Genomic DNA, 16,819 nt, shown 5'->3' with positions numbered 1-16,819 from the left:
CTCCCCTTGTGTCTTTGAAGGGGAGGGCTAGGGTGGGGTTTTAGGGCTTATACAGGTCTACAAAACTCGCTCGCGACCTTTAGCGACAGCCTCGAAGGCGGGAACCCATATTCCTTGTAGATCAGATGAACCGAGGAACGAGGCGCTTACCTCAAAAATCAGCCCAATATTACAAACGACTTAAAACCCAAGCTTTTCTGTTCAAATACACATTTGAATCTTGATAATCTTTCTTATATGTTTGCTTAGAAACAAAACTGTTTTTTACTATATCTAAATCACTATTATTAATGGCGTGATGGTTTGGTTTTTTTAACAAACCCTCCATAATTTCTTTCCCATTTTGACGACTAAAAGCCTCATTAAAAAAATAGCCAACACTAAAATATGGCATGAAATTAAATTTCTCAGCATTTAAAACAACATCTTTACCAAACCGCTCACTACCACTATCTGAAAGACCCAATGTCTTAAGTCTGTTCGAAATAAACAAGCTGTTCTTTCTATCTTTAAACAAATGATCCAAAAACAATGCCAATACGTCTTTAATAATAAAATGGCCTTTTTCAGACGCAATAAACCAAGCTTCTATAGGCCTAGTCTGATTTGTCATATGCCTAAAGGTAAATAATCCATTTTCTGAAACACACTCAGGTAACCATTGATCTAAAGCCTGGATACAAAAACTGGTACTGTCTACCCAAATGCCGCCATGCATACTTAATAAATATAAACGTAAGATATCCGCTTTCATGGCATATCCTAAATTCACTGTTGCGATATAAAAAACCGAGTTGAAATCAAAGCCTAAATACTCCTCAATATTGTCATCTGTTAAAATGATAACATCATAAGCAGGATTCATTTCCTTCCACGTTTTAATACTTACTTTCACAACGTCAGGGGCTTTATCAATAGACGAATTCCAATACAGCCAAATTGTCTTAGGTATACCAGCAGAACTTTCATGATGCGATAAAAGCGCTTTTCTTAAGTGATTTTCAAGCACATCCGTTGCAACATTCACGTTGTCTACCACATGAGGATACTTTTTTGAGGGTAAACTTTGATAATTGATCCCATGGTAATAGTGATAAGCGTGTCTTAACCTAGGAAAGAACCGTCTTAGAAAAAATAAATTTCTCTCAAAAAACTTGCTACCTATTAATGCCATAATCAGACTTTCCTAATCTTTCACTTAAATTCAATCACTTGATTTGACATTTTTTCCGTTACGCCACTTCCCTTGGGGAAGCAATGCGTCGGCCTTCGTATCGAGCCAATACCACCCGAAAACGCACAATCAAGATCACCGCCAACAAGGTCAACCCCGCGCCCAAGCCAATATAAAAACCGCGCAGCGATAAGGTCTCCGCCCAAGGGCTATAATGAGACAACCAAAAACCAAACGGCATACTCAAACCAAACAGAGACACCGCAAAAGCAATCATCGTAGAACGCGTATCACGGAAGCCTCGCAACGCCCCAGTAAACACCGTCTGCAACATATCAGGGAATTGATAACACGAAGAGATCAACAAAATACTCGCCGCCAGCGCCACCACTTCCGCATTATTGCTATAGATAAACGGAATCTGCTCATGAAACACCTGAGTAATCACAAAACAGGTACTCACATAGGTAAGACCTAACCACACGATCACACGAATGCGTTTTCTAACCCCATCAACGCCCTCTTTCGACATGGCTTTCGCCACCACAATCGCCGTCACCGCACTCATCGCCATCATAGGTGTAAACAAGAAAGACGTGTAAGACATCACAATCTGTCCGCCGCCCAACGCCAAATCACCAAACGAAGAAATCAGCCAAGTCATGGAAGAAAACAGCCCAACCTCAAACGCAAAAGCAAAACCGGCTGGCGCACCAATGTTTAACAAAATGGAAAATTTACGCGTATAACGCCACACCAAACTCGTAAACAAAGGCGTTTTATTGAGAAACCGGTCATAGACAAAAAACAACGCCACTGCCAAATACAAAGACAAAGCAGACGCCAGGGCCGCACCTTTAGCGCCCATTTCAGGAAAACCAAAACGACCAAAAATCAGCACATAATTAAACAGTATGTTTAACACTAACCCAAAACTGGCGACAAACAACGGAAATCCCGGACGACCCGCGGCTTCAAACAAATTCTTGTACGCGGTCATTAAAGCCAACATCGGTAACGCAGGCGCAAAAATATACAAATACGAAATAGAAACCTGTCGCGTTTCCTCTTCAGTTGCCATCAACCCTGCAAAATAAGGCAACACCGTAATCGCCACCAAGCTTGCCAACACCCCAAGCACAAGCGACAACCCCACCGCCTGCGACATATACAGGTTAACCAGTTTAGGCTGCCGACCATGTAAATGTCGTGTCACCAATGGCGTAATACCAAACGTTACACCAATCAGGAAACACCCAACCGGCAACCACAAACTCGATGCCAAGCCAACCGCCGCCAAATGCAACGCACTGTAATGCCCAAGCATAATGGTATCCACCACACTAATAGACAACTCCAATGTCATCGTCAACACCATAGGGAACAGCAAATGCAACACTTCTCTCAACACCGGAAAACGCACAACCACACATCACCACCGACTATCCATAGAAAACGACAAAAAACAGCCGAGCAATTTACCACCGATCCCCCCACATTGCACCCAATCACCTGTCGGCCGCGCCTTCAGGCCGACAAAAAAGCCATGCAACAACACCAAACTTGTATTTACCGGTAAATACCGAGAAAATGCCGCTCTTATTTTTTATCAAGCACCCTGTCTAGGAAGACCTTGCCTACATGACTATTATCGCGACACTTGGCCCACTACTTATTGCATTACTCTTCGGCTACTGGGTAAACATCAAACTCTTTACCCCAGCTCGTGTGGCAAAAGGACTCGAACAGCTTGTCTATCTTATACTCGGACTCATCGGTTTCAGTTTGGGAGCCTTGGACAACCTTGCCGAAAAATTATTCATTGCTGGCTACCAAGCATTGGTTCTCTTTGTCCTCATTAGCGTCATTGGCCTTACAGGGGCTCTATCTAAGCGGCTTACGCTTTGGCGGCACACACGCCGACAGCCTAGCATCGGTCCAAATGACAGCAAAACCCATGCACTGATTGACGCGCTAAAAACCATTGCTTGGGTAATAGGTGGTCTAATAATCGGCATATTTGCCAAAGACTGGCTAACAGGGGTCGATGAACTGGTAACAGGCTTGCTTTACGTACTGCTGTTTTTGATTGGCTGCCAACTGCGCCAAGGCAACCACCGTTTGCGCAAACTTTTCCTCAACGTTCAAGGCGTCATCATCGCCCTCGTCACCATCGCAACCACCCTATTAGCTGGCTGGGTTGGTAGCCTAATTCTTGGACTAAGCTGGAACCAAGGACTCGCCGTGGTATCAGGCTTTGGTTGGTATAGCCTGTCTGGCATCCTCATTACTGGCTTAGGCGACCCAGTACTTGGCACCACCGCGTTCTTGCTCGACCTAAGCCGAGAAATCCTAGCGCTCATGCTAATTCCCTTCTTAGCCCGCCTCAACAGCCACATGTCAGTCGGCTATTCCGGTGCCACCGCCATGGACTTCACCCTCCCCATGCTCGGCAAATTTCATGGTGCACAGATCGTCCCCGTCTGCATCGCCAGCGGCTTCATCATGAGCATACTTGTACCAATACTGATTCCGCTGTTTATGGGAATAAGTTAAAAAAGCATCCTTTTCGCGTTTGTCGGCCATTAGGCCGTCAAAAGCCCAATCACACCAAACCAAAACCCTCTTCACGATGAATGACGCCTTGTCACACTTTAGGTTACTATTACTCCTCAGTATTTAAGTCAAAAGAGATGCAACTCATGCGCACATTGGTCGTTGTAAGAACATTAAAAACTGGCGGGATGGAGCGTGTTGCCGTTAACCTAGCCGATGCCTTCGCAGATCAAGGCCATGAAAGTCATTTACTCTACTTCAAAATACGCAAAGACCCACTCTACCCAAATAACAAAAGCGTTATATTACATGAATTTAATGTCAACAAACTGACACTCGGCCGACCGTTAAGTATCTTCGCCGAAATCGCCGCCAAGCTTTGCAACCTTGTATGGCGAAAATCGCACTTCCTTATCGCTGGGTGGTATGGGGGTCAACAGCTACAAAAAAAGTCGCTCAATTGGAAAAACAATACGGTCAATTTGACCGTATTGTCTTCAGAGGCGAAGGAACCTACGAAAGCGTATGGTCATTCCAACATGACAACGCCGTCTACGTGTTAGAAAACATAGTCAAAGCCAATTCAAACAGCAAACGCTTGTCCAAAAAGCGCTTTCACGTTCTTTTCCAAAATAAGCAACTTGCCGCTGTCTCCAATGGCGTAAAAAATGCCGCCATCGCACTATTTGACAAAGAAAACATTACCCCTCAACACATCCAAGTGATTACCAACCCTTGCCCGATTGCACAAATTCGTCAGCAAGCAGACGCCGAAAAACCACAGGGAATGCCTAACGGCCCCTATATTGTCAACGTAGCAAGACTGGTCCCACAAAAAGACCAACAAATGCTACTAGAAGCCTACGCCAAAAGCCGCACAACACAGCCCTTGGTAATCGTTGGAGAAGGCAAATTAAAGACCGAATTACAAAATACCGCAAAGTCCCTAGGAATAGATAACAAGGTACTCTTTGTTGGCAACCAAGCGAACCCCTATGTATGGATGAAACACGCCAGCTTATTCGTACTAAGCTCTAAATTCGAAGGACTAGGCATTGTACTTTTTGAATCCCTTGCTTGTGGCACCCCCATTATCTCCGTCGACTGCCCCGGCGGAGTTCGAGACATTTTCAAAGACGAACTCGAACCCTACCTATGCGAGCAACATGCCGACGCACTCGCACAAAAAATAGATCAAATCGTCGAACAAAACGGCTACCCAATACAAGAAAAATGGATAGAAGACTTCAAACCAGAAAACGTCGTCAAAGCCTTCCTACAAAAAAACCATCCCCTGTCGGCCTTTAGGCCGACAAAAATCTAATCACACCAACCCCCTGACTTAGGCCGACAGTCAACAAACCGTAAAGAGCAACAAATAAACAAAACAGCTTTAGCAAACACTGTCATGCTTGTGTAAAAGCGATTGTCTCAGCAAAGAGCAGAGGATTAATCTCACTAAACGTCTTGTGCTTTGTGGAATCATTCTTGAAATTAAATGAGATCTTTTGGAACTCAAACAAAGTGTGCAGGTGAAGGGGTCGCTTTGGTAACATGAAAACATATAAATTGGCATAAACAGCCTATCTTATGTTAGAACACTTATGTTACATAGGAACGACGGATCTGATTTGCAAAGCACAAGGCGTATATCATTGTTCCTGCTTTGTTTTCGCCCCATGAAATGTTAATTAACAATAAGCAAATCAAACTCCGTCTGAATGCTTTACATCACTGAGTGATAAACCAACAAATAATGGAACACCTCTCCTTATGAAAAAAATAGTTATGAAAAAAACGCTTATTGCGGCGCTGGTCATGTCTTCCGTTTCTTTTGCATACGCAGCGGATAATACAGTTAAACTCGACTCCAAAGAACAACGCCTTGGCTACAGCATAGGTACTATGTTTGGTTCACGCATGTCACAAGACTTTTCTGACCTAGACATCAAAACCTTCATGGCAGGCTTCCAAGACGCTTTTGCCGGTAAAGAAGGTCAAATGACCATGGATGAAGTCACACAAACCATTCAAAGCTACCAGCAAGAACAAATGGCAAAAGCACAGCTTGAAGAAGAAAAAGCGGCAGAAGAAGCCAAAGCCGCCTCTGCAGCGTGGCTGAAAGAAAAAGAAGCCGAAAAGGGCGTGAAGAAAACGGAATCTGGCTTGCTCTATAAAGTCATCACCGAAGGCAAAGGCGATAAGCCAAGCGCCAATGACACAGTAGAAGTGGACTACGAAGGTAGCCTAATTGACGGCACTGTATTCGACAGTTCATACCAACGTGGTGAATCCATCTCTTTCCCTCTTAATGGCGTAATCGCCGGATGGACAGAAGGCCTACAATTGATGACCGCTGGCTCTAAATACGAGCTTTATATCCCAGCAGACCTAGCTTATGGTCCTGGTGGAACAGGTCCTATTCCACCTAATGCCGCACTGAAATTTGTGGTAGAACTACACAAGGTAGTAAACGAAGAAAGCGAGACAGAAGCCGCCAAGTAAATACCTTGCTATGAAAAATAAATGGGTTCAAAATGGTCATCAGCCGATGACCATTTTTACCATTTTTTTACACCAAGCATCTAAGCGAATCGCTTTACATCAGGCACCGCCATTCCAATTCCACCGCACCAAATCGCAACTTTCAGTCATATCTTATATACCTAAACCCGTAACTATTTGTATACTACGCGCCGATCATATTTTTTCCTTAAAGTACCATCTCACGAACATGAGTTTATAATGACTTTTTCTGCTACGGGATTTACCCGCTTATTTGAACGCCGAGCATCAGAAGACCAACCTACCTGGCTAATCACAATAGGACTATTATCCATCGTCGTATACGCGCTGACACGAACAGGCTTTTCCGACATCGCTGGTGTCGCGTCAACCATTGCCACGCTGACAGGTTTCTGGGGGCTATACAAATACGGCAGCCAAGTGAACAGTCATGTCTTATTCCGTTTTGTCTGGATCGCCATCGCCTTTCAGCTTATTTCATGGGGTCTATCGTTATACGTCACGCCTGAATGGGCAGAAAGTATACCAAAATTAGATAAAGTCACCCGTTGGTTTGTTTTTATCCCACTAGCATGGTGGGTAGCTCAACACAAAAACGCCATTTGGCTTGTGTGGGGCAGTGCCGCATTGGGCATTATTGTTTCTCCTTGGGTGACAGGAGAGGGGATTCCCGAAATAATACGCGGCCTAAATGGAGAGCGAGTGTTTTTTGGGCTACGTCAAGCACAACATACCAGCCTATTTTTTGGCGTCACTTTAATTGGCCTACTATGTTTCGCGCGCGCGATTATCACCAAGAATAAATGGCTATCTATTCCACTTTTATTAGTCATTCTCTACTGCCTGTTAGTCATATACATTAATGCATCACGTCAAGCATGGTTAGCCCTACTCATCACCGCGGCGATAATGGCAACTTACTTCACGGTAAAGCGCTTTAAGCAAGCAACAGCAAAACAAAAAATCATTACAGTGTGCGTGTTTGTCGCTGGGATATTGAGCTTTGGTACAGTGATCGTAAACAACGATACAATCGTAAAAAGAGTCATGTTAGAGAAAGAGGCATTAAATGCAATCTCTACTTTAAACTTTGACGATGTCCCCTACTCAAGTTTTGGAATACGCCTACATAGCTGGGTCGCAGCGACTGAATTCATCAAACAGAAGCCGATATTTGGTTGGGGAAGCAATGGCCATAGTCTCGTTATGGAAAAAACAGAAAGATTTCCTGATTGGATTAAAAATGGCTTTGGACATCTTCATAATACCTATATAGAAATGCTGGTGAATTTTGGTATTGTCGGACTGGTCTTCTACTTCAGTATATGGATAATCATGGCCAAAAGCCTCTTCGAGCAAATCAAAGAGGGAAAAATCGAAAAAAATATAGGCTATTTTTTTACAGGCTTTTTAATTTTTTGGAGCATTATGAACTGCTTCGAAGCCTATCAAAACTTCTGGACAGGGGTGTTTTACTTTACAATATTCATGACGGGAATACAGGCAAAAATCTGGCGCGCTAAACACACATGTAAGAATTAAAACAACGATCTAAAGCAATTTTGTACATTAAACTAACATCAGAGAAACACGTGAAAAAAGGACTATCCCTAAAAGAACATAGCACATCACTGAGCATCGTACTGAGAATCATAGACTGTGCGGGACTATTATTAGCTGGCCTTTTTAGTTATTGGCTAAGGTTTTCAAACCTTGATCTTAGTGTCACCTACAAAAATGTTTTTTTGTTGGGCGTTTTAATAGGTGCAGCAAGTCTTTCTTTTTTGGCGCCTACAGAGCATGGCGTGGCGCAACCTTTACGTCAGAAGTACAGTGTGTTGTTAGCGCCACACTAACAACCTTTTTATTGCTCATCATTAGCGGCTTTGTGACTCAATCATCCGAACTCTTCTCACGTATTTGGATTATAAGCTGGCTGCTTACTTCTACCACGACCATCTTAGTCTATCGCTTAATACTGAGAAAAACTCTTGGAGCATTAAGGGCAAAGGGATTCAATATCAGAGCTGTGATAATCATTGGAGATGGGGCGCTTGCGCAACAAGTTGCTGATCGATTAGAGCAGCACCCAGAAATGGGGTTAATAGTGCAAGGGATCATTGGGACCCATGAACAAGTAAATGGCCTAACAACACACAAAGGCACTGTTGTTCCCTGCTTAGGGAACCTTAATGATCTAGAAAGTGTAGCGAAAAAGAATAAAACAGATCAGGTTTGGATTGCTCTTCCAATGAGCGAAGTAGAGAAAATGGAGCAAGTACAATCAATATTAAGCAATAGCTCCATCGCGATTAGAATGGTGCCAGATATCTTTGGCTTTAGATTATTGAACCAATCCATGACAGAAGTCGCGGGATTGCCCGTTATCAACATTTCAACCTCTCATATGCTAGAAGGTAAAAATCGCTTTTTAAAATCACTTGAAGACAAAATACTGGCCTTCATCATACTGTTACTCATCAGCCCAATTTTGATAGGCTTAGCCATCACGATAAAATTGACGTCCAAAGGCCCCATTTTATTCAAACAGTACCGAACAGGCGCAAATGGACAAGACTTCAAAGTCTACAAATTTCGGTCTATGGTGGTTCATAACGAAGAAGACGGGAAAGTCACACAAGCAACAAAAGGCGACAGCCGAATCACACCAATTGGTGCTTTTATGAGAAGAACATCATTAGATGAACTTCCACAGTTTATAAACGTACTTCAAGGCAGAATGTCAATCGTAGAGTCCAGACCACATGCCCTAGCACACAATGAACACTATAAAACACTAGTGGAATCTTACATGCGACGCCACATGGTCAAACCTGGTATTACAGGGTGGGCGCAGGTAAACGGCTTTCGTGGTGAAACAGATACCATAGACAAAATGGAAAGCCGTGTTGAATACGACTTATATTATATTGAAAACTGGTCTGTCTGGTTCGATCTCCGAATTATCTTCCTAACTGTTTTCAAAGGCTTTATGCATAAAAATGCAATTTGATGTTCAACGAACATCAAATTGCAAACCTTTTTCTTCACACTTTTCGTAGACAAAACGTTTAAAGTTAACTTTAAAAACAGCAGTAGAAAAGTTCATGGCGTGAGCTCTAATCTCACTCGCATCAAGCAATAAATCGCGATTTTTCTCAAACTCACTTACGGCTTCAATAATAGAATCTGTTGTCTGTTGATAAAAATAAATACCGGTTTTTTTGTCAATCACAGTATCTAAAGAACCACCTTTACCAAAAGCGATCACTGGTGTTCCACAAGCCTGAGCCTCTAAAGGAACTATACCGAAATCTTCTTCGGCGGCAAAAATAAAAGCCTTAGCTTTCATCATGTGCTCTTTAAGCACTTTATATTCTTGATAACCCAAATATTCTACGTTATTGGATAATGCCGCTATTTTTTCCACTTTAGAACGCTCTGGCCCATCACCAATTATCACTAGTTTTTTCTCAGGCATCATCGCGAAAGCTTCCGCAATGAGCGCCAAGCGTTTATAAGGCACAAGACGTGAGGCAGTGAAATAAAAGTCCTCCTTAACTTCACACAGGGGAAAAGCGTCGACATCTACATTAGGATAAATAATGGTAGACTCTCGCCGATAACACTTATAAATCCTTTCCTTTATAAAGTGACTAATCGCGATAAAATGATCCACATTATTACTAGAAATAAAATCCCATGCTTTTATTTTATGCAGAAAATACCTTGCAAGAATAGACTTCAAACCCTTAGTAAGATTTGATTCTTTTAAGTATTCAAACTTCATATCCCAAGCGTAACGTATAGGAGAATAACAATAACAAATATGTAATTGATTTGGTGAAGTAATAACCCCTTTAGCAACAGCATGACTACTACTAATCACCAAATCATAACCAGTTAGATCCAGTTGTTCGATAGCAAATGGCATTAAAGGTAAATATGCACGATATTTTTCTTTGAAAATGGCAAACATTGAATGAAAGTATTTTTGGTACACTTCCCACGCAAAAACCGTTCCCTCAAGTCATCACTAAAAAAGTCAACAACAGAAAAAATATCAGCTGTTGGAAAAACATCAATCATGGCTTGTAGTACGTTCTCAGCCCCACCTGGGTTAACAAACCAATCGTGGACAATCGCAATTTTCATCTATGTAAACCTAAATATTGTTTAATGTTTTTGCTAAATCGTTGGAGCACTTGTCCCAGTTGTAAAGTTTGGCTTTTTCAATACCAGCCATACGGTACTCGTTTATAAGTTTTTCAGAGTTCAATAAAGTACTTATCCCTCTAGAAATATCCTCTACTGACAAGGGGTCTACAAGTAGCGCACACCCTCCTGAAACTTCTTTTGTTGCCCCTATATCAGAAGTAACAACAGGAGTACCAGATGCCATCGACTCTAAAACAGGTAAACCAAACCCTTCGTACAATGAAGGAAAAACCGTCAGCTTTGCTCCTTTATATAAGGTCGCAAGTGTACGTTCATTGACATAACCCATAAAATGAACACGATCAATAATATTTAGATTTTCCAATAGTTTTTTTAGATCATCAGTCATTTCACCAGTAAAAATCAAATTTAAGTTATGAGTTTTATATATTTCATAAAAAGCTAAGATTAATCTCTCTTCATTTTTATGTTTTTTTCTATTAGATGGGCAGAATATATAGTCAAAATCACAACTATAGGAAGAATCATTATCAAAAAATATATCGGATACTCCGCAAGCTACATTAATAACTTTACTCTTATCCACCCCACTCCACTCTACAATTCTTTTTTTGAAAACTCAGAAATAGTAATTATTTTTTCAGCTCTATAACATCCAGGCTTAATAACAAACTTATAGAAAAGTTTTTTTAGAAAACTTGAATTATGAGGTACATCTATATGATTAAGGTCATATATAACAAAAATAAATTTTTGCTTTGAAAATAATGGAGGAATATATCCAAAATAAAGAAAAACATCGGTTGAATTATAAAACAAACTCTGAATAGAATAGTAAATAGTCGAAAATGGAGATGCTGGAAATGAAATTTTATTTAATTTTTCCCCTCATTGAGACGACAAAAAACCTCACTATAGAATCTACCAATACCGCCCTTACCCTCCCATGATGGGTCAACTCTCAATCTACGCATCAAACATCTTCTTTAATGTATCTTCTAAACAATATACAGGTGGATGATTGATAATTCTCATTAACTTTGAATTATCACCACAAAGTTTTTTTATTTCGTTAGATCTAACAAAAGAAGGATTAATATTCACTTCTATTTTATAATCAGCAATTTCTTCCATCTTTTCGACAATAAAAAACAATGAATATAAAGAACCTGAACATAAGTTCACAAACTCAGATTTAACATCTGATTCTAGCAAATCCACATAATATGAACTAATGTCACGCACGTCGCTAAAGTCACGATATACATCTAGATTGCCAAGCTCTATCGTTTTTTCGTTGCGACGAAAATGATCAACTATTTTAGGGATCAGAAATTTTAGATCTTGACCAACACCAGTGTAATTAAAAGGTCGAGTTATTAAGATAGGAAGTTTATCAAACCACAACTTACACATATGCTCCATAGCAAGCTTACTCATCGCATAGTGGTTTACAGGAGAAGGCGGCTGATCTTCAGAAATAAGCTCAACATCAGGATTACCATAAATATTAGCACTACTAGATATAATTATTTTTGAAATATCTAAGTCCAATTCATTACATGCTTCTAGAATATTCAGTGTGGAAAAGAGATTCACATCATAAAAAGCTCTAGCGTCATGATGACCAACAAAAGATAGAGCGGCCAAATGGATAATATAGTCGGGCTGAATCTTACTAAAAACATATTTTATGTGGGCTTTATCAGATAAATCACATTCAACTTGATCAGTTGAGTTTTTTTCCTCACTATTTCAACAACATCGTAGCCACGGCGTTTAAGCTCAGTAACGACGTAGCGACCAGTAAAACCGTTTGAACCAGTAACAAGTACTCTTCTCATTTGAAAGCTCCTAACATAAAAAATAAAGGCGACCTCATGTCGCCTTTATACACTTTCAACAATACAAAATTAAAATGAAAAGCCTTGTGTATTGCGACGAAGATCAGCTTCCACCATCATCTGGCAAAGTTCTTCTAGAGTTGTGGTTGGTTTCCAACCTAGCTCTTTCTCTGCCTTTTCTGGGTTACCAATCAGTAACTCTACTTCGGCTGGGCGGTAAAATTTAGGGTTAACCTTAACAACAGTTTTACCGGTTGCTTTATCTACTGCGGTCTCAGATTCTTCAGAACCTGACCATTCTAATGCAATATCAGCCGCCTTAAATGCCATAGTGACAAAATCACGCACAGTTTCAGTACGGTTGGTTGCCAAAACATAGGTATCAGGCTTATCAGCTTGAAGCATACGCCACATACCTTCAACATAGTCTTTGGCAAAGCCCCAGTCACGCTTCGCATCCATATTCCCCAACTCAAGAACATCTTGTTTGCCGAGTTTGATTTTCGCGACAGTATCTGTAATTTTACGGGTAACAAATTCTTGACCACGTAAAGGCGACTCATGGTTAAATAAAATACCACTTGTGGCAAAAATATCGTAAGACTCGCGATAGTTAATCACCATCCAGTGAGCATACAACTTAGCCACACCATATGGGCTACGTGGATAAAACGGTGTTGACTCTCGCTGAGGTATTTCTTGAACCTTACCAAACATCTCAGAAGTAGAAGCTTGATAAAAACGAATTTTTGGGTTAACAATACGAATGGCTTCAAGCAAATTCACAGGACCTAAACCAGTAATCTCGGCCGTTGTAAGTGGCTGATCAAACGAAACACCGACAAAGCTTTGAGCTGCAAGATTATAAACCTCGTCAGGTTTTGTTGATTCAAGCAAACGAATACTGGAACTTAGATCAGTCAGATCGTACTCAACCAACTCAAGATTAGCATGACCTTTGATACCAAGCTCTTCAATACGCCAAAAGTTAACAGAACTAGTACGACGATATGTACCGTAAACAGTGTAGCCTTTCTCAAGTAGTAGCTCAGCTAAATAGGCAGCATCCTGACCAGTGATACCTGTAATTACAGCTGTTTTCATTAAACTCTCCAAAAATTAAAAATTAGTTGCCTTCTTTGCCACATCAAGGCTTAAAAACAATTCAAGATCAGATGGGATACCAAGTCCAAACATTCCGTTGGCTTCTTCACCAATATTAAAAACCCCTATATTACCACCTTTTTCAGCCAAATAAGTATATACAGGTGCAACATAAAACTCCCCATTACTGCGTAAGTCTTGTTGGATCATTTTATCAGCTAGTTGGCAGAAGTCTTTGCCTCTTTTGAAGTTATAAATACCCACAGTGGCTTCATCAGAAACAACTATTTTTTCGACAACTTCGGTTACAAGACCGTTACTATCAACCTTTGCATATGACCATTTTGGGTCACTTGCTTTCATAGTCAATATACTTCCATCTAATGCTCGACGCTCCATATCGAGAAGATAGTCATCAATACTCATATCTACCCACTGATCAGAGTTCGCAATCATCAGTGGATCATCATTATCAATAAATTCCCTTGCCTTTAAAACGGTTATGGCCGCCCCTTCTGTGATTCCATCTATACCGATTAATTCATAGTCTGGACAAATCTTTGAAAAAATATTATCAAGCGAAAACTCTGTAATATGCTGCTGCTGACACACAAAAATAAAACGGTGAGGCTGTTTTGGCTTTAAATTATTTATAACCACCTCAATCATATGCTTGCCATTGACATCAATTAATGGCTTAGGCAACTTGTAGCCTTCCTTAGCAAAACGACTGCCTCTTCCAGCCATAGGGACAACAATATTTAACAAGCTTTCTACTCCTCAAGATATTTATCATTTAATGCTCCAGGCAACTTCACCACAACTGTCGTGGTGTCCTCCAGAGCTTCAAAATCAGTATAAGTGCCAGGTTCAATCTTTATAATTTCGCCTTCGTTAATAATAATACCCTTCATTAGAGCCTTACCCTTAACAATAGCTGTAATTTCAGTAGCAATCTTATGGCAGTGAGATGCTTCTTTATCACCTTTTTTAAAATACTGAATAGCAACTTCAACATCAGTCGTTTTATATAAAGTTGGTTCAAAACCACCAACAAACCAACCACGAAGAAAGTCCTCTAATTTATAATGATTCATTTTTTTCATATAGATAGGCATCCATCGTAAGCATTAGACCCGTAGTACTCCACCGGATAACATCTGTACCAATTAAACAAGTTCCATCAATATTCAATTCGAATTCAATAACACTATGATGCTCATTGGAAACAATAACTTTTTTTGCTTTAAATGATAAAGATTTTGCCTTATTAAAAATATTAGCTATGTATTCAATGACATTCTCTTTACCTGATACCTTTGCAGAAGGATCCGTTAAAACGAAGTCATCTGCGAAAAAAGCCTCTAGTTTACCAATATCTTTTGAATCAAAGGCTGAAATATATTCATTAGTGCGAGTATTAATATGAGAAATAGCAGTTCTGCTTTCAGATATAATTGCTTCTTCAAAATTTTCTAATGCGTGTTCATCATTGATATGAAAATAACGCTCTTTATCTATCGGAATAGCCTTTACCACTCCTTCTTTAAGAATAATCTCATTTAAAGTGGGAGCAATAAAAAACAAATTATTTGTTTTTTCATCCTTACGAATCATACTCTTAGCGGCTTCAATAAAAATTGAGGCTGTCTTAAAAAAATAAAAACCTGCAACAGCATGGCGGCTAATTGGATTTTTTTCAGCAGCTTGAAAAACATGATGGTTCTCATTAAAGCTGACATAAGACCATTTTGGATGAATTGCATCAAAAGTGAGGACGCCTGCATCAACTTTTTCATGAATAAAAGTTTCAACATAAGGAGTTAAATCAAAGTCTAACACCTGTTCGAAGCTAGATATAATAAGTGGCTTATCAAGCTCCAACGCTTCAATAGCAAGAAGCGCTGAGCACACAGCCCCTTGAGTTTTACCGTTGATATTGCAGACATTAAAATCAGGGCTAAGTAAGCTTAATACTTTGTCTAGTCGATATTTTTTAGACTCATCTTTTGGTAAAGCAACAATAACTTTTTTAGGAAAATCTAGTTTAACAAATGCGTTGGCGGCTCTTTCTATAAGCAGCTTACCATCAATTTCATTCAATATTTTAGGAAATGAATTTGCGTCATTCGTCTTAAAAGTGCTTTTACCGGCTAAGGGAATTAGGATATTTATCATAAAGCTTCTACCTCAGCGATGAATTTCTTGATGTTTTCAAATGTAACATCGTGAACTGTTTCAACCTTAAAAACATGAGCACCGGATGCTCGAGCCGCTTTTATACCATTTTCATTATCTTCCACAATGACACATTCTGATGGCTTTAATCTAAGTTTATTTATAGCTAAGGAGTAAATTTCAGGATCCGGTTTTCCCTTGCTAACATCTTGGTTTGAAAGATAAAAATCTAAGTATTCCATTAAACTAGACCTTTCCATCATAACTTTAACTGTGTTTCTAATGGAATTGGAAGCAACGGCAAGGTGATAGCCTTCTTGACGAAGCTTCGATAAAGCGTACTGATGATTAAACATAGGTTTGCAAAGTTGATGAGTAATATCCATTGTGTATTGCTGCTTCATTTCATTTATAAATGAATGCAAAGAGCTAGGAAGTACATGCGTTTTTGATAGGATATTTAACTTTTGGTTTGTTGACAGACCATCAAAGGTTGAAAGATGGTCATAACGACTTATTTCAAGACCAAATATAGCGAGCGCTTTATTTAATGCTTCGTAATGCCAATCTTTTGCATCTATCAATACACCATCCATATCAAATATGACAGCTTTTATTTTATTACTCATTAAAATAACTCCTAGCAGCTTCTGGTATATCAGTACACAGTATCAGGCGATCAGAGGAGTATATTTTTGAATCAATTTCAGAAATTTCCTTCCACAATGAAACGTGATCACGACCGTGTAATTCAGAAGAAACTATACAAACTTTTTTGCCACTATTTATAACATCTATCAATATTTCTTTATTTAAAGAAGCGCCATTGAAATTATCATACCACACTCCTTGACAATAAGACCATAAAAGAGATGGTGGTTCATATTCACTATACCTAGCAAAACAAGTTAAACCGTGCCGTAAAGAAACTAAACAATCAGGGACGGACATATCAAAAAGAAAGTAATTTTTAACACCAAATTTATTTAATTCTTTTAAAACAATCTCTTGGAGGCCATCAGCCTTAATATTTAAGGCTAAAGTTCCATTACATTGACTTGCCACATAAATGTTTAATAACTCTGTAAATGATATTTCACTTCCTTTTGGCATGTCATGACTAATTACAACTTCACCACCCGCATCACGCAAGTCAGTTTCCGTACCAAAACCAAGCAAAAAAGACCTTTCAAAAGCCTCTATGCAATTCTTTTCAGATGGCTGTTTCCAGTAACCACGATGAGAAATAATTTCCATA

17 protein-coding genes and 1 pseudogene are annotated in these 16,819 nt (G+C 39.8%); 5 read left to right on the top strand and 13 right to left on the bottom strand.

Annotation, left to right across the window (positions count from 1 at the left end; all coding sequences use genetic code 11):
• Positions 1 to 169: 169 nt before the first annotated feature.
• Positions 170 to 1,174: a glycosyltransferase family 32 protein gene (locus ONZ52_RS19850; protein ID WP_265220392.1), complete on the bottom strand. Its 1,005-nt coding sequence runs from the start codon at positions 1,172 to 1,174 to the stop codon at positions 170 to 172.
• A 58-nt stretch (positions 1,175 to 1,232) separates the two neighbouring features.
• Positions 1,233 to 2,603: an MATE family efflux transporter gene (locus ONZ52_RS19845; protein WP_265220391.1), complete on the bottom strand. Its 1,371-nt coding sequence runs from the start codon at positions 2,601 to 2,603 to the stop codon at positions 1,233 to 1,235.
• 212 nt (positions 2,604 to 2,815) lie between these two features.
• Between ONZ52_RS19845 and ONZ52_RS19840 the strand changes: the two genes are divergently transcribed.
• From ONZ52_RS19840 to ONZ52_RS19820, 5 genes and pseudogenes are all read left to right on the top strand, one after another.
• The gene (locus ONZ52_RS19840; RefSeq protein ID WP_265220390.1) at positions 2,816 to 3,730 is read left to right on the top strand and encodes a LysO family transporter; all 915 of its coding nucleotides are present in this window, start codon (positions 2,816 to 2,818) and stop codon (positions 3,728 to 3,730) included.
• A 391-nt stretch (positions 3,731 to 4,121) separates the two neighbouring features.
• Positions 4,122 to 5,054, top strand: coding sequence for a glycosyltransferase (locus ONZ52_RS19835; RefSeq protein WP_265220389.1), 933 nt, complete (start codon positions 4,122 to 4,124; stop codon positions 5,052 to 5,054).
• 449 nt (positions 5,055 to 5,503) lie between these two features.
• Positions 5,504 to 6,235 (top strand): BamJ family beta-barrel-assembly machinery protein, encoded by a 732-nt coding sequence (bamJ, locus tag ONZ52_RS19830; protein ID WP_265220388.1) that lies wholly within the window; start codon positions 5,504 to 5,506, stop codon positions 6,233 to 6,235.
• Positions 6,236 to 6,475: 240 nt separating this feature from the next.
• Complete coding sequence (locus ONZ52_RS19825) at positions 6,476 to 7,798, top strand: O-antigen ligase family protein (RefSeq protein ID WP_265220387.1); 1,323 nt, start codon at positions 6,476 to 6,478, stop codon at positions 7,796 to 7,798.
• A 298-nt stretch (positions 7,799 to 8,096) separates the two neighbouring features.
• A pseudogene (locus ONZ52_RS19820) lies at positions 8,097 to 9,269 on the top strand (undecaprenyl-phosphate glucose phosphotransferase); the annotation flags it as partial.
• A gap of 3 nt (positions 9,270 to 9,272) precedes the next feature.
• Here the strand turns inward: ONZ52_RS19820 and ONZ52_RS19815 are convergent.
• From ONZ52_RS19815 to ONZ52_RS19765, 11 genes are all read right to left on the bottom strand, one after another.
• Positions 9,273 to 10,235 (bottom strand): glycosyltransferase, encoded by a 963-nt coding sequence (locus tag ONZ52_RS19815; RefSeq protein WP_265220386.1) that lies wholly within the window; start codon positions 10,233 to 10,235, stop codon positions 9,273 to 9,275.
• On the bottom strand, positions 10,190 to 10,411 hold the full coding sequence (locus tag ONZ52_RS19810) for a hypothetical protein (protein WP_265220385.1): 222 nt from the start codon (positions 10,409 to 10,411) through the stop codon (positions 10,190 to 10,192). Before ONZ52_RS19810 ends, ONZ52_RS19815 begins: the two co-directional genes overlap by 46 nt.
• Before the next feature lie 10 nt (positions 10,412 to 10,421).
• A complete protein-coding gene (locus tag ONZ52_RS19805; protein ID WP_265220384.1) occupies positions 10,422 to 11,021 on the bottom strand; it encodes a glycosyltransferase family 4 protein in 600 nt (199 codons plus the stop codon).
• A gap of 380 nt (positions 11,022 to 11,401) precedes the next feature.
• Complete coding sequence (locus ONZ52_RS19800; protein WP_265220737.1) at positions 11,402 to 12,130, bottom strand: GDP-mannose 4,6-dehydratase; 729 nt, start codon at positions 12,128 to 12,130, stop codon at positions 11,402 to 11,404.
• Positions 12,127 to 12,279, bottom strand: coding sequence for an NAD-dependent epimerase/dehydratase family protein (locus ONZ52_RS25095; RefSeq protein ID WP_265220383.1), 153 nt, complete (start codon positions 12,277 to 12,279; stop codon positions 12,127 to 12,129). The genes ONZ52_RS19800 and ONZ52_RS25095 overlap by 4 nt, the downstream gene beginning before the upstream one ends.
• Positions 12,280 to 12,348: 69 nt before the next feature.
• Positions 12,349 to 13,383 (bottom strand): GDP-mannose 4,6-dehydratase, encoded by a 1,035-nt coding sequence (gene gmd, locus ONZ52_RS19790; protein WP_265220382.1) that lies wholly within the window; start codon positions 13,381 to 13,383, stop codon positions 12,349 to 12,351.
• 15 nt (positions 13,384 to 13,398) lie between these two features.
• Entirely contained in the window at positions 13,399 to 14,151 is a 753-nt protein-coding gene (locus ONZ52_RS19785) for a glycosyltransferase family 2 protein (RefSeq protein ID WP_265220381.1), read from the bottom strand.
• Between the two features lie 5 nt (positions 14,152 to 14,156).
• Positions 14,157 to 14,489: a hypothetical protein gene (locus ONZ52_RS19780; RefSeq protein WP_265220380.1), complete on the bottom strand. Its 333-nt coding sequence runs from the start codon at positions 14,487 to 14,489 to the stop codon at positions 14,157 to 14,159.
• On the bottom strand, positions 14,467 to 15,561 hold the full coding sequence (locus tag ONZ52_RS19775; protein WP_265220379.1) for a nuclear transport factor 2 family protein: 1,095 nt from the start codon (positions 15,559 to 15,561) through the stop codon (positions 14,467 to 14,469). Before ONZ52_RS19775 ends, ONZ52_RS19780 begins: the two co-directional genes overlap by 23 nt.
• A complete protein-coding gene (locus tag ONZ52_RS19770; protein ID WP_265220378.1) occupies positions 15,558 to 16,190 on the bottom strand; it encodes an HAD family hydrolase in 633 nt (210 codons plus the stop codon). The genes ONZ52_RS19775 and ONZ52_RS19770 overlap by 4 nt, the downstream gene beginning before the upstream one ends.
• On the bottom strand, positions 16,183 to 16,818 hold the full coding sequence (locus ONZ52_RS19765; protein ID WP_265220377.1) for a PI-PLC domain-containing protein: 636 nt from the start codon (positions 16,816 to 16,818) through the stop codon (positions 16,183 to 16,185). Before ONZ52_RS19765 ends, ONZ52_RS19770 begins: the two co-directional genes overlap by 8 nt.
• Position 16,819 lies beyond the last annotated feature (1 nt).

Origin of the sequence: Marinomonas rhodophyticola (genome assembly GCF_026113935.1) — a bacterium.
Classification (GTDB): Bacteria; Pseudomonadota; Gammaproteobacteria; order Pseudomonadales; family Marinomonadaceae; genus Marinomonas; species Marinomonas rhodophyticola.
This window is presented reverse-complemented; position numbering and strand designations above follow the sequence as displayed.

What these genes read in the sequence shown, in the direction of transcription:
- ONZ52_RS19850 (WP_265220392.1), bottom strand. Translation starts at nt 1,174, where the DNA reads ATGGCATTAATAGGTAGCAAGTTTTTTGAGAGAAATTTATTTTTTCTA.
- ONZ52_RS19840 (WP_265220390.1), top strand. Translation starts at nt 2,816, where the DNA reads ATGACTATTATCGCGACACTTGGCCCACTACTTATTGCATTACTCTTC.
- ONZ52_RS19835 (WP_265220389.1), top strand. Translation starts at nt 4,122, where the DNA reads ATGGCGAAAATCGCACTTCCTTATCGCTGGGTGGTATGGGGGTCAACA.
- bamJ (WP_265220388.1), top strand. Translation starts at nt 5,504, where the DNA reads ATGAAAAAAATAGTTATGAAAAAAACGCTTATTGCGGCGCTGGTCATG.
- ONZ52_RS19825 (WP_265220387.1), top strand. Translation starts at nt 6,476, where the DNA reads ATGACTTTTTCTGCTACGGGATTTACCCGCTTATTTGAACGCCGAGCA.
- ONZ52_RS19815 (WP_265220386.1), bottom strand. Translation starts at nt 10,235, where the DNA reads ATGTTTGCCATTTTCAAAGAAAAATATCGTGCATATTTACCTTTAATG.
- ONZ52_RS19810 (WP_265220385.1), bottom strand. Translation starts at nt 10,411, where the DNA reads ATGAAAATTGCGATTGTCCACGATTGGTTTGTTAACCCAGGTGGGGCT.
- ONZ52_RS25095 (WP_265220383.1), bottom strand. Translation starts at nt 12,279, where the DNA reads ATGAGAAGAGTACTTGTTACTGGTTCAAACGGTTTTACTGGTCGCTAC.
- gmd (WP_265220382.1), bottom strand. Translation starts at nt 13,383, where the DNA reads ATGAAAACAGCTGTAATTACAGGTATCACTGGTCAGGATGCTGCCTAT.
- ONZ52_RS19780 (WP_265220380.1), bottom strand. Translation starts at nt 14,489, where the DNA reads ATGAAAAAAATGAATCATTATAAATTAGAGGACTTTCTTCGTGGTTGG.
- ONZ52_RS19775 (WP_265220379.1), bottom strand. Translation starts at nt 15,561, where the DNA reads ATGATAAATATCCTAATTCCCTTAGCCGGTAAAAGCACTTTTAAGACG.
- ONZ52_RS19770 (WP_265220378.1), bottom strand. Translation starts at nt 16,190, where the DNA reads ATGAGTAATAAAATAAAAGCTGTCATATTTGATATGGATGGTGTATTG.
- ONZ52_RS19765 (WP_265220377.1), bottom strand. Translation starts at nt 16,818, where the DNA reads ATGGAAATTATTTCTCATCGTGGTTACTGGAAACAGCCATCTGAAAAG.